12 protein-coding genes and 1 pseudogene are annotated in these 13,638 nt (G+C 25.2%); 6 read left to right on the top strand and 7 right to left on the bottom strand.

Going from position 1 to position 13,638, the window contains the following annotated elements:
- Positions 1 to 11: 11 nt before the first annotated feature.
- A complete protein-coding gene (locus DD681_RS03200; RefSeq protein WP_158341373.1) occupies positions 12 to 356 on the top strand; it encodes a CvpA family protein in 345 nt (114 codons plus the stop codon).
- A 163-nt stretch (positions 357 to 519) separates the two neighbouring features.
- Here DD681_RS03200 and DD681_RS02190 read toward each other — a convergent pair whose 3' ends face one another.
- The 3 genes from DD681_RS02190 to DD681_RS03155 form a co-directional block, all read right to left on the bottom strand.
- On the bottom strand, positions 520 to 1,467 hold the full coding sequence (locus DD681_RS02190) for a ribose-phosphate pyrophosphokinase (protein WP_158341372.1): 948 nt from the start codon (positions 1,465 to 1,467) through the stop codon (positions 520 to 522).
- 86 nt (positions 1,468 to 1,553) lie between these two features.
- Positions 1,554 to 2,132, bottom strand: coding sequence for a 4-(cytidine 5'-diphospho)-2-C-methyl-D-erythritol kinase (gene ispE, locus DD681_RS02185; protein ID WP_261788366.1), 579 nt, complete (start codon positions 2,130 to 2,132; stop codon positions 1,554 to 1,556).
- Positions 2,133 to 2,166: 34 nt separating this feature from the next.
- A complete protein-coding gene (locus DD681_RS03155; protein WP_261788350.1) occupies positions 2,167 to 2,424 on the bottom strand; it encodes a hypothetical protein in 258 nt (85 codons plus the stop codon).
- Positions 2,425 to 2,710: 286 nt separating this feature from the next.
- On the opposite strand from DD681_RS03155, the gene prfA reads away from it, so the two are divergent.
- From prfA to sirB1, 3 genes are all read left to right on the top strand, one after another.
- Positions 2,711 to 3,793 carry a peptide chain release factor 1 gene (gene prfA, locus DD681_RS02180; RefSeq protein ID WP_158341371.1) on the top strand — a complete coding sequence of 361 codons (1,083 nt, stop codon included), beginning with the start codon at positions 2,711 to 2,713 and terminating at the stop codon, positions 3,791 to 3,793.
- Positions 3,793 to 4,623 (top strand): peptide chain release factor N(5)-glutamine methyltransferase, encoded by an 831-nt coding sequence (gene prmC, locus DD681_RS02175; RefSeq protein ID WP_158341370.1) that lies wholly within the window; start codon positions 3,793 to 3,795, stop codon positions 4,621 to 4,623. Before prfA ends, prmC begins: the two co-directional genes overlap by 1 nt.
- Positions 4,624 to 4,739: 116 nt before the next feature.
- Complete coding sequence (gene sirB1 / locus DD681_RS02170; RefSeq protein WP_158341369.1) at positions 4,740 to 5,549, top strand: invasion regulator SirB1; 810 nt, start codon at positions 4,740 to 4,742, stop codon at positions 5,547 to 5,549.
- Between the two features lie 21 nt (positions 5,550 to 5,570).
- Here the strand turns inward: sirB1 and nadE are convergent, their stop codons facing one another.
- Positions 5,571 to 6,377 (bottom strand): ammonia-dependent NAD(+) synthetase, encoded by an 807-nt coding sequence (gene nadE, locus DD681_RS02165; RefSeq protein WP_158341368.1) that lies wholly within the window; start codon positions 6,375 to 6,377, stop codon positions 5,571 to 5,573.
- Positions 6,378 to 6,539: 162 nt separating this feature from the next.
- Between nadE and DD681_RS02160 the strand changes: the two genes are divergently transcribed.
- Positions 6,540 to 7,745 carry an acetate kinase gene (locus DD681_RS02160; RefSeq protein ID WP_158341367.1) on the top strand — a complete coding sequence of 402 codons (1,206 nt, stop codon included), beginning with the start codon at positions 6,540 to 6,542 and terminating at the stop codon, positions 7,743 to 7,745.
- Between the two features lie 36 nt (positions 7,746 to 7,781).
- On the top strand, positions 7,782 to 9,905 hold the full coding sequence (gene pta / locus DD681_RS02155) for a phosphate acetyltransferase (RefSeq protein ID WP_158341366.1): 2,124 nt from the start codon (positions 7,782 to 7,784) through the stop codon (positions 9,903 to 9,905).
- 5 nt (positions 9,906 to 9,910) lie between these two features.
- Here pta and yfaE read toward each other — a convergent pair.
- From yfaE to nrdA, 3 genes and pseudogenes are all read right to left on the bottom strand, one after another.
- Positions 9,911 to 10,167 (bottom strand): annotated as a pseudogene (yfaE, locus tag DD681_RS02150) (class I ribonucleotide reductase maintenance protein YfaE).
- Between the two features lie 2 nt (positions 10,168 to 10,169).
- The gene (nrdB, locus tag DD681_RS02145; protein ID WP_158341365.1) at positions 10,170 to 11,300 is read right to left on the bottom strand and encodes a class Ia ribonucleoside-diphosphate reductase subunit beta; all 1,131 of its coding nucleotides are present in this window, start codon (positions 11,298 to 11,300) and stop codon (positions 10,170 to 10,172) included.
- Positions 11,301 to 11,349: 49 nt separating this feature from the next.
- Entirely contained in the window at positions 11,350 to 13,638 is a 2,289-nt protein-coding gene (nrdA, locus tag DD681_RS02140; protein ID WP_158341364.1) for a class 1a ribonucleoside-diphosphate reductase subunit alpha, read from the bottom strand.

Genomic DNA, 13,638 nt, shown 5'->3' with positions numbered 1-13,638 from the left:
TTGGATAGATCATGATTTTAATAGATTATTTTATTTTTTTCATTATTTTTCTTTCTATTTTTTTAGGTTTTTTGAATGGTTTAATTCAAGAATTAATTTCTTCTGTTTTTTGGTTATTTAATATTTATTTTATAGGTAATTATTATTATTTTAATTCTTTTTTTATAAAAAAATCGTGTTCTTTATTAAAAGAAAAAATATTTTTAATTATTTTAATCATTTTTTTTATCATTTTAAAGTTCATATTAAATTTTTTTATAAAAAAAATTATTATCAAAAAAAGATTTTCGAAGTGCAATTTTATCTTAGGCGGTTTATTTGGTTTTTTTAGAGGTACAACGTTGGTTTTTTTTTAATCTTTTTTATCATTCGTTTGCATTATTTTAATATTTTTAAACAATCAATTTTTGTTAGTTTTTTCTTTATATAAATATTTTTTAAAATATAACTTTTATATAACTAAGCACATTAATTAAAATAGTGTGCTTAGAAAATTATATTTAACTGACTTAAAAAATTTTAATGTTCGAACATAGCAGAAATCGATTCTTCATTACTAATTCTTCTTATTGCCTCTGCTAGCATGCCTGCTAACGTTAGAGTTCTAACATTTGGTAGTAATCTAATTTTATTTTGCAGAGGAATGGTATCGCATACTACTACTTCATCAATAACTGAGCTTTTTAAATTATTTAAAGCTTCTCCAGAAAAAATAGGATGTGTTGCATATGCAAATACCCTTTTGGCACCTCTTTCTTTTAAAGCTTCTGCAGCCTTGCATAATGTTCCACCTGTATCGATCATATCGTCAACTAAAATACAATCTCTATTTGCTACGTCACCAATAATATGCATAATTCTTGATATATTTGGTCGAGGTCTGCGTTTGTCTATAATTGCCATATCTGTATCATAAAGTAGTTTAGCGATAGCTCTTGCTCTAACTACTCCTCCTATATCCGGAGAAACTACAATTGGGTTTTTTAACTCTCTTTGTAACATATCTTCTAAAAGAATTAAACTTCCGAAAACATTATCTACGGGAACGTCAAAAAATCCTTGTATTTGTTCTGCATGAAGATCTACTGTCAAAACGCGATCTACTCCAATACTAGATAAAAAATCAGCGACGACTTTTGCTGTTATTGGAACGCGAGCTGATCTTACGCGTCTATCTTGTCGAGAATATCCAAAATATGGAATTACCGCAGTAATTCTACCTGCTGAAGCTCTTCTTAGCGCGTCAATCATTACAACTAACTCCATAATATTGTCATTAGTAGGTGCGCAAGTAGATTGAATGATAAAGACATCGCTACCTCTAACATTTTCATTAATTTGGACGCTAATTTCGCCATCACTAAATCGACCGACTGCTGCATTTCCTAGATTTATATATAGTCTTTGAGCAATAAACTTTGCTAATTTAGGGATAGAATTTCCGGCAAATAATTTCATATCTGGCATAGAAAACCTTATTTTTTATATTATGTAATGTTTGTGAAATATATTAGTATATTTTCTATAATACAAATATTTATTTATAAATATTTTTAATAAATAAAATTTATTTTTTTACAAAAATGATGTACTAATGAAGTATTCATACTTTTAGCAATAAATTTTTTCATGTTTTTAGGAATTAGAGAGAATATTTTTTGAGCCGATTCTTTATTATCGAATTCTGAAAAAATACAAGATCCAGTTCCAGTGATACGCGTTGGAGCATAGAAAGATAACATAGAAATAAGTTCTTTAATTATTCTAGAATCTTTTTTTACTATATTTTCAAAATCGTTATTAAACGGTAATTTAAGTAATGATGACATTGATTTTTTTGAATTATTTTTTTTGAGATAAGGGCTTTTAAACATATTTTTTGTTAAAATTTGAATAAGAGGATATACGATTAGATACCATTTTTCCTTTCTTTGAATTGGATGTAAAATATCTCCTATACCTTCAACAATAGCAGTTTTTCCCATAATAAAGGCTGGTATATCTGCACCAATTTTCACACTAAAGGAAGCCAATTCTTTTAATGTAAATCTTATATCCCATAATTTATTTAAAGCAATTAAAGTAGTTGCAGCATTAGAAGACCCTCCTCCTAATCCACTGCCTAAAGGAATTTTTTTATTTAAAAATATTTTTGCTCCGAGAAAATTAGTTTTTTTTTTGATAATAATGAGCTTTATATTTTAATAATTCAGCAGCGGTAATAATGATATTTTCTTTATTTAAAGAAAAATTTTTTTTAGAAAATAGTTTAATTGTTCCACTTTTATTAGGTATAATTTTTAATGTATCGCTGTAATCAAGAAATTGAAATAAAGTTTGTATATTATGATATCCATCAGAACGAATATCAGTAACGTATAAAAATAAATTAATTTTTGCAGGAGATGGCCATTTATATATCATAATCTTACTTGAAAATAAATATTTATAATTTTAATTATTATGAAAATTATACGGAATTTTTTTAAAATGATATAATTATTTTTAATCAAATATCTCAATTTTTTTAATTTATCAAATTAAATTTAAAATTTTTTATAAATATTTTATTTAAAGCAATCTTATATATTTTAACTAATTTATAATTAGTATTAAATATTTTTTTTGATGCATACATTTTTTATATGATGTTTTTATTTAAAGATATAAAATATTTTTTAAATACTTTTTTTAAATAGGATAATATTTTATGAACTCTTCTATTATTAAAAAATTAGAATTTTTAAAAAATAGATATAAAGAAATTGAAATTTTATTAACTCAAAAAGATGTTATTTCAAATCAAGAAGAGCTAAAAAAGTTGTCTCAAGAATATTTTAAAATATCTAATGTTGTTAAGAATTTTATTTGTTGGGAAAAATTAGAAGTAGATTTGAAAAATACTATGTATTTGCTTAATGATCCAGAAATGCATAAAATTGCTAAAGATGAAATTAATTCTCTTGAAAAGAAAAAAAGAAATTTAGAAAATTACATTAAATTTTTGTTATTACCTGTAGATCCTCATGATCAAAATAGTTGTTTTATTGAAATTAGAGCTGCAACAGGTGGTGATGAATCTTCTATTTTTGCCGGCGAACTATTTCGAATGTATTCAAGATATGCCGAAAGTTATACATGGAAAGTTAAAATAATGAATGCCAGTGAGAATGAAAGAGGTGGTTTTAAGGAAATAATAGCAAAAATTACTGGAAAACAATCTTGTAGTCGTTTAAAATTTGAATCTGGAGGACATCGTGTTCAAAGAGTTCCAGCGACAGAATCTCAAGGAAGAATTCATACTTCAACTTGTACAGTAGCTGTAATACCAGTTAGTCCCGAAATTGTAAAAGAAAAAATTAATCCTGCTGATTTAAAAATTGATACCTTTCGTTCTTCTGGGGCTGGTGGTCAACATGTAAATACTACCGATTCTGCTATTCGAATCACTCATATTCCTACTGGATATGTAGTAGAATGTCAAGACGAAAGATCGCAACATAAAAATAAAGCAAAAGCTTTATCTATTTTATCTGCCCGTATACATGCTGCTAAACTACAAAAAAATCAAGAAAAAAATTCCTCTGTTAGACGTTTTTTATTAGGAAGCGGAGAAAGGTCTAGCAAAAATAGAACGTATAATTTTCCTCAAAATAGAATAACTGATCACAGAATTAACTTAACTATATATAAATTAGATGAGGTTTTAGAAGGAAAATTAGATTTTCTTATTAATCCTATTATTCAAGAATATCAAGCCGATATGCTGTCTTCTTTATCTAAGTTTAAATAATGAATATAAATAAATGGTTAAAAAAAACTGTCAAAATATTGTCTCATCTCGACAATCCTCGATATGAAGCTAAATTATTGCTAAGTTATGTTGTAAATCGTACATATAGTTCGATTATTTTATTAGAAGATATAAAATTAAATTTATCCGAATATCATAAATTAAAAAGCTTTATTTATAGAAGATCTATGGGAGAACCCATAGCTTATATTACAGGTAAAAAAGAATTTTGGTCATTATCTTTTCGTGTTTCATATGACACACTTATTCCAAGACCTGATACAGAAATTTTAATAGAAAAAGTTTTATCTAAAATTGATATGGATAAGAAATCTATCTTAGATTTAGGTACAGGTTGTGGAGCTATTGCGCTATCTTTAGCTAGTATTTGTTCTAATTGGAAAATTTTTGGTGTTGATAAATCACATGAAGCAATTAAAATAGCTAAAATAAATGCATTAGAATTAAATATAAAAAATGTTACTTTTTTTTATAGTGATTGGTTTTCAAATATTGAAAAAAAATTTCATGTTATTATTAGCAATCCTCCATATATCAGCATGAAAGAAATTAAATCTTTAGAGAAAGATATTTTTTTCGAACCATTTTTTGCCTTATTTTCCAAAAAAAATGGATTATCAGATATTGCATATATTATAAAAAAATCAAAAAAATATTTATTTTATGGTGGTTGGTTATTCATAGAACATAGTTGGCAACAGAGATTAAACGTTCAAAATTTTTTAAAAAGTGAAAATTTTTCTAATATAGAATCTTATAAAGATTACGCAGGAAATTATCGAGTTACTATAGGCCGAAAAAAAAAATAAATTTTATTTAAAAATTGTTTTTACAAAAAATGTTATATAATATAAAATATAAATTTATTTTTATAAATTTTATACATTTTAAATTTTTACAACCTATAATATCATTATATAATAATATGAAATCTGTTTTTAATATTAATTTTTCTAAATTATCGCTTTTAGATTCTATAATTACTGCCTTTCAAGTAATTCGAGAAGATTTTCCTCGTGATTATGTAATTTCAGAGTTGCATAGTAGAATCAAAGAAGCGCAGTCTTATATTTCTTCTGAAGCAAATTTAAATTTAAAATTAAAAAAATTATTAAAATTATTTTATAAACAATGGAATTTTGGAGGAGGTAGTGGAATATATAAATTATCAGATGTGTTATGGATCGATAATGTATTAAAGACACGTCAAGGAACAGCAGTATCCTTGGGAATTCTATTATTACATATTGCAAAAGAATTGCAATTACCTTTAAATCCTGTAATTTTTCCTACGCAATTAATTTTAAGAGCTGATTGGATTGATGAAAAAAAATGGTTAATCAATCCATTTAATGGAGATATTTTAGATAAACATACATTAGAAGTATGGTTAAAGGGAAATATTAGTCCGACTGCGGAGTTATACGAAAATGATTTGCATAAATCTGAACCTATTGCAGTTATTCGAAAAATGTTAGACACATTAAAGGCCGCGTTAATGGAAGAAAAAAAAATGGAATTAGCTCTGAAAGTAAGTAATTTATTATTACAAATTGATCCTAATGATCCATATGAAATTCGCGATAGAGGTTTAATATATGCGCAATTAGAATGTAATCATGTAGCTTTAACAGATTTAATTTATTTTGTGGAAAATTGCCCCGAAGATCCTATCAGCGAAATAATTAAGATTCAAATTCATTCAATTGAGCAAAAGAAAATGATATTACATTAAATTATAATAGAACTTATTTTTTTATCCTATAAAAAATACTTTTCTTTTATGCATACTTTTTAAGTACATTGCTTCAATTTTTTTTTGAATTTTAATATCTACTTTTTTTCCTTCTAAATATTCATCAATTTCATTATATTTTATATTTAAAATTAATTCATCTGGTTGTTGTGGCTTTTCATCTTCGAGATCTGCTGTGGGAGTTTTTAAATATAAGTGCTTCGGGCAATTCAAATGTTTTAATAATAATTTTCCTTGTCTTTTATTCAATGCAGAAATCAGGTTAATATCTACTCCGTTATCTCCGTATTTCGTAAAAAAACCAGTAATAATTTCAGCGGCGTTTCCTGTGCCTATAATTAATCCATTATTGATAGAAGCGATACTATATTGTATTTTCATTCTTTCTCTTGCTTTTTGATTTCCTTTGATAAAATCTGAAATTATAATACCTGCATCTTTTAGAGATTTTGTGCTGCTTAAAACAGCTTCTTTAATATTAATTTCAATTATTTTATCTGGTTTGATAAAATTTAACGCATCTATACAGTCTTTTTCGTCTGCTTGTATCCCGTATGGTAATCTTAATGCAATAAATTCATAAGATTTTATTTTTGTTAATTTTCGAATTTTTTGTATTGTTAATTGGCATAATTTTCCAACTAAAGTCGAATCTTGTCCACCACTAATAGCTACTATTAAAGATTTTAAATTAGTGTTGCTAAGGAAATATTTTTTTAAACCTTCAGTTCTATTATTTATTTCTTCATTGGGGATAATAATGTTTTTGATATTTAAACTTTTAATTATTTGATTTTGTAGTTTCATATTTTCTTTGTAATATTTGTTGAAAATTTTATTTTAGCACTATTTTAAAAATTTTATAAAAAAGTTATTGTATATTAAACATAATCATTCTAATATTTTATATTTAGAACAATTATATTAAAATAATTTAATTATTTTAACAATAAAACTTGGTAAAAAAAGTTGAATAATTTAATTCTTGTGTTAAATTGTGGTAGTTCTTCTATAAAGTTTGCAATAATAAATCCGAATAATAAAAAAAAATATTTATTTGGTTTAGTGGAATGCTTATTTTTATCAAAAACATATATTACATGGAAATGTTTGGAAACAAAGTATTCAAAAAAATGTATAGGCTATTATTTATCTCATAAAGAAGCTTTGAACTTTATTTGTGATAATATTTTATCTAAAAAAAAAGACATTTTTAAATATGTTATAGGGATAGGGCATAGAGTTGTTCACGGCGGAAATAAAATAAAAGAATCAGCATTAATAAATCATTCTGTTATTAAGTATATCGAATATGCTATTCCGTTTGCTCCTTTGCATAATCCAGTTAACTTAGCTTGCATTAAAGAAATTATAAAGAAATTTCCTCTTTTATCAAAAAAAAATGTAGCTGTATTTGATACTTCATTTTATCGAAATATGCCTAAAACTTCGTTTTTGTATGCCATTCCTTACTTTTTTTATAAAAAACATAAAATTAGGCGTTATGGTGCTCACGGAACTAGTCATTTTTATATTGCTTCTGAAGTTTCTATTATTTTGAATAAAAAATTTAATTCTCTCAATCTCATTACTTGTCATTTAGGCAATGGCGCATCTATTTCTGCTATTCGAAATGGAGTATGCGTAGATACTTCTATGGGATTTACTCCTTTAGAAGGTTTAGTTATGGGTACACGGAGTGGTGATATAGATCCCTCAATTATTTTTTTTATGCATCAAAATTTAAATATTAGTATTAAGGATATTCATGAAATATTAACTAAAAAATCTGGATTATTAGGTTTAAGTGAAATAAGTAGTGATTTTCGTTATCTTGAAAAAACATACAATACTCAAAAAAGTTCAAAACTTTCTATAGATATATTTTGTCATCGATTATCTAAATATATTGCTTCTTATATGTCATTGATGGATGGCCGATTAGATGCAGTAATTTTTACCGGTGGTATTGGTGAAAATGTTCCATTAATTAGAGAATTAACATGTAAAAAATTGTCTTTATTAGGTTTTCAAATTGATATTCAAAAAAATTTATTAATAAAAAATAAAAAATCTGGTCTAATTAGTACTAATGTATCACATCCAATATTTGTCATTCCTACAGATGAAGAGTTGGCAATATCTCGAGAAGCTATGAAAATAATTATTTCTTAGTTTTTACATTTTTTCAATTAACATATTAAAATAATTATGTCACGTATTATAATGTTAGTGCCTTTAGATGAGAAAGTTTCCTTAACAACAGTTAGTTTAAGTATTATTTCTTTTCTAAATAAAAAATTCAAAAAAAATTTTTTTTATTTTCCTATTATCAATCTTTGTTTTGATAATACTCTATATATTATTAAAAAACATTTTTCGAAATCCATAGATATATCACAAGGTGTAGATTTCTTAAAAGAAAATTTTGAATCGAATCAATATTTTTCTTTAATTGATAAGATGAGTAAAATTTTTTATGATAAAAGAAATTTAAACGAATTAATATTTATTACAGGTATTAGAAAAAATCAACATATTTATGCAGATAAAATAAATTGTGATATTGCTTGCAATATTGGTGCTGAAGTAATATTTTTAGAAAATTTACAAGAATATTCTGAAGAATTATTTAAAAAAAAAGAAGAGAAGATTAATTGTTTTTTAAAAGAAAAAAAATACAAAAATATTTTAGGTATTATTTTTAATAATATTAATTCTCCTTTTATTAAATTTAATAATAATTTTTTAGATAATTTAAATATTTTAAGAAATACAAAAAAAAATTTATTTAAAAATAAATTTAATCGGTATATTTTTTTAAAAAATCATTTATTAAATAATATAGTATTTATTCCTTGGAATAAAAGTTTAATAAAACCTTTCTCTATAGACATTTGTCGTTTTTTAAATGCTCATCTTATTAAGATTGAAAAAATAAAAAATATTTTTATTAAAAAAATAGTAATTTTTGATAAAAATTATTTAGTTTTAAAAAAACAAAATTATTCTAATGTTTTTATATTAGTTGATTTTAGCCGCGTAAAAGAACTGATTAGTATTTTGTCAAAAAAAATTAAAAAAGAAAAAATTAGCGGTGTTTTATTAACAGGGGTCTTTTTATTACAAAAAAATATTATTAAATTATTAGACTTTTTGATAAATAAGAAGATTCCTATTTTTTTTACAAAAGAAAACACTATAGAAGTATTAACTAAATTACAAACTTTTAATTTTAGTTTAAAAAAACAAAGTATATTTTATATTAAAAAAGTTCTAGAATATATTTCTAGATTTTTTGATAAAAATGATTTTTTTATTATACAAAATAAGAAAATAAATTATAAAATTAATTATTCTCCTAAAAGATTTTGTTATCAATTAACAGACTTATCAAGAAAATGTAATAAGCGTATTATATTGCCTGAATCATATGAACCTCGTATATTAAAAGCTGCTTCTTTTTGTTATGCATCGCAAATATCTCAGTGCGTGTTATTAGGTGATCCCAAAATAATATATAGTATAGCTTTTCAAAATAGTATTGAATTAAATAAAAATATTGAAATAATAAATCCTGAATTCGTGAGAAATAAATATATTTCACGTTTGTTAGAACTTCGAAAAAATAAGGGTATTAACGAAAATATTGCCGAAAAAATTTTAAAAAATAATACTTTTTTAGCAACGTTAATATTAGAATCTGGTCAAGTAGATGGATTAGTCTCTGGAGCAGTCAATACTACAGCTGATACTATACGTCCAGCACTTCAGATTATTAAAACAGATCAATCAAATTCTTTAGTATCATCTATATTTTTTATGTTATTTCCAGATAAAATTTTAATATATGGTGATTGCGCTATCAATATAGATCCTAATTCGCAGCAATTAGCAAATATTGCAATTCAATCTTCTAATTCTGCGCAAACATTTGGTATAGAGCCACGTATAGCTATGCTATCATATTCTACTGGATATTCCGGAAAAGGAGTACAAGTTGAAAAAGTTAGACATGCGACTTCTATTGTAAAAACAATTAAACCTCATTTAATTATTGATGGACCTATTCAATATGATGCTGCTATTTCAAAGAAAGTAGCTCAATTAAAAACACCAAATTCTTCTATTTTAGGTGATGCAAATATTTTAATTTTTCCAGACTTAAATTCTGGTAATATTACTTACAAAGCTGTCCAACGTTCGTTGAATTTAGTTTGTCTTGGCCCAATGCTACAAGGATTAAAAAAACCAGTTAATGATTTATCTAGAGGTGCTTCAGTTACTGATATAGTTTATACAATCGCTTTAACATCAATTCAGTCAAATTATTAATTTCTTTAAATTTTTATTATAATATTTCCGTTAGGTTCGCAACAACATGGAAAAATATCATTTTTTTTAAATAAAGCAGCCATTGGCTGTTTTATTAAATAAGATACCTCGCCTTTTATAATTTGAATACGGCATATTCCACAATAACCAGATTTACATTGGTAGTTTATTTCGATATTATTTTTTTGTAGAATTTTTAATAGTGTTTTTTTTTTATAAAAATTTTTTTTTTATTTAATATTTCAATGGTGATATATTTCATAGTTATAATTTAAATTTTTTAAATTCTTGACTAGATACTTCTGCGTTAATTTGACCAACTAAATATGAACTAATTTCTGTTTCTTGAGGTGCGTTTTGTATAGCATCAGAATTTAACCAGGAATTAATCCATGGAATTGGATTAGATTTTTTTGGAAAAGGCGGTTTTAAACCTATTGCTTGCATTCGAATATTCGTAATATATTCTATATATTGACATAATATTTCTTTATTTAATCCTAGCATTGAACCATTTTGAAATAAATATTCAGCCCATTTTTTTTCCTGTTCAGAAGCAGATATGAATATTTGAATTACTTCTTCTTGGCAATTTTTAATGATTTCTTTCATATTTTCATCATTTTCTTCATTTTTTAAAATATTTAAAATATGTTGAGTTCCTGTCAAATGTAATGCTTCATCTCGTGCTATTAGTCTAATAATTTTTGCATTTCCCTCCATTATTTCTCTTTCTGCAAATGCAAACGAACATGCAAAACTGACGTAAAATCTAATAGCTTCTAATACATTTACACTAATTAAGCAAAGATATAATTTTTTTTTCAATAAATTTAAATTAATACTAACTTTTTTATTATTAATAATATGATTTCCTTCGCCAAATAAATGCCAATAATTTATCATGTTAATCAATTCGTCATAATAAATAGAGATATCTTGCGCTCGGTCGTTAATATTTTTGTTTGAAATAATATCATCAAATATAATTGATGGCGTATTTATTATATTTCTAATAATATGAGTGTATGAGCGAGAATGAATAGTTTCTGAAAAAGACCATGTTTCGATCCATGTTTCTAATTCAGGAATAGATACAATTGTTAAAAAAGCAATATTAGGACTTCTGCCTTGAATTGAATCAAGTAACGTTTGATATTTTAAGTTACTAACAAAAATATGTTTTTCATGAGATGGTAGTTTATGAAAGTCAATTCTATCTTTAGATAAGTCTATTTCTTCAGGTCTCCAAAAAAATGAAAGTTGTTTTTCAATTAATTTTTCAAAAATTCTATATTTTTGTTGATCGTAACGAGCGATATTGACTGGCTGTCCAAAAAACATAGGTTCTTTTAGTTGGTTGTTATTTTTTTTAGAAAATATTGTATAGGACACTTTTTGTACCTAATTTTGTTAGTCAATCATACTTTTATATATTAAAAAATTATATAATGCAAGCTCCGCTGGTACAATTATCTTCTTTAATTTTTTTATATTCATTAGAATTTTGATCATCTTCAGCGCCATCTCGAGTATTTTGATAATATAAAGTTTTTATTCCCAGTTTATATGCCATTAATAAATCATATAAAAGTTGTTTCATGGGTATTTTTTCGTTTAAGAATTTCTTAGGATCATAGTTTGTATTAACTGAGATAGATTGATCAATAAATTTTTGCATAATAGCTACTAATTCCAAATAGCCTGTATTATTTGGTATATCCCAAAGTAATTCATATTGTAATTTTAATCGTTTATATTCTGGAACAACCTGTTTTAACATTCCATCTTTTGATGCTTTTATACTAATAAATCCTCTTGGCGGCTCTATTCCATTAGTAGCATTAGAAATTTGAGAAGAGGTTTCTGAAGGCATTAAAGCAGATACAGTAGAATTCCTTAAACCATATTTTTTAATTTTTTTGCGTAATAGATCCCAATTTAAATGCAACGGTTCATTGCATATTAAATCTACATCTTTTTTATATGTATCTATTGGAAGTTTACCTAAATAGTAATTAGTTTGATTAAATAATTTGCATGAACCTTTTTCTTTTGCTAGCCTGCAGGATGCTTTTAATAAATAGTATTGTATTGCTTCAAATGTTTTATGAGTTAAATTTTTTGCTGTACCGTCTGAATAACGTACTTTATTTTTAGCTAAATAATATGCGAAATTAATTACTCCAATTCCTAAGGATCGTCTAACAATAGCAGACTTTTTCGCTGATAAAATTGGATAATTTTGATATTCTAATATTTCATCTAAAGCTCTCACAGAAAGTGTAGAGAGTTCTTTAAGATCTTTTAAATTATTAATTAAACCTAAATTTAGAGCGGATAATGTACAAAGAGCGATTTCTCCATTTTGATCATGTAAATCGTTGATTGGTTTTGTAGGCAATGTAATTTCTAAACATAGATTAGATTGTTTAATAGAAGCTAATTGAGGGTTAAACGCACTATGCGTATTACAATGATCTACATTTTGTATATAAATTCTTCCAGTAGATGTTCTTTCTTGCATGATTAGTGAAAATAAATCTATCGCTTTAATGGTTTTTTTTCGTATATTGCTTGTTTTTTCATATTTAATATAAATTTCTTTAAATTTTTTTTGATCAGAAAAAAATACTTCGTATAATTTTGGTACGTCAGAAGGACTAAATAGTGTAATGTTTTTTCCTAATAACATCCTTTGGTACATTAATTTATTAATTTGAACAGCATAATCTAAATGGCGAACTCTATTTTCTTCGACACCTCTGTTATTCTTAAGAACTAGTAAATTCTCAATTTCGAGGTGCCATATTGGGTAAAAAACTGTTGCCGCACCTCCTCGAACACCCCCTTGAGAACAAGATTTTACAGCACTTTGAAAATGTTTATAAAAAGGGATACATCCTGTATGAAAAGCTTCTCCATTTCGAATGGGGCTTCCTACAGCTCGAATTTGACCGGCATTAATTCCGATACCTGCTCTTTGTGAGACATATTTTACAATCGAACTAGTGGTAGCATTAATAGAATTTAAATTATCTGCACATTCGATTAAAACACATGAACTAAATTGTCTAGTTGGAGTTCTTACTCCAGACATAATAGGTGTGGGTAATGAAATTTTAAATGTAGAAATTGCATTATAAAAACGTTTAATATAATTCATGCGTATATTTTTAGGATATTTAGAAAATAAACATGCAGAAATTAAAATATATAAAAATTGAGCGCTTTCATATATTTTTCCAGTAACACGGTTTTGTAATAAATATTTACCTTCAAGTTGTTTTACTGCTGCGTATGAAAAATTCATATCACGCCAGTGATCCACAAAAGAATTCATTTTTGAATATTCTTCAAATGAATAATATTCTAATAATCTTGTATCGTATTTACCTAAATCAACCATTTTTTTTACATGTTGATAAAGTATTGGTGGTGTGAATTGACCGTATGCCTTTTTTCTTAAATGAAATATAGCAAGTCTTGCTGCCATATATTGGTAGTCTGGTGTATTTTCAGATATTAAATCTGCTGCGGCTTTAATAATAGTTTCATGTATATTAACTGTAGTAATATTATTGTAAAATTGAATTCGTGAGCGTAGTTCTACTTGTGAAACTGATATGTTTTCTAATCCTTTCGCTGCCCAGTTTAAAACTTTATGAATTTTGTCTAAATTTATTTTTTCTTTCTTTCCGTTACGTTTAGTAACAAATAGATTATTTTTCAT

The organism is Buchnera aphidicola (Melanaphis sacchari) (genome assembly GCF_003096055.1).
Classification (GTDB): domain Bacteria; phylum Pseudomonadota; class Gammaproteobacteria; order Enterobacterales; family Enterobacteriaceae; genus Buchnera; species Buchnera aphidicola_P.
Note: the sequence above shows the minus strand (reverse complement) of the source record. Positions and strands in the feature narration are given on the sequence as shown.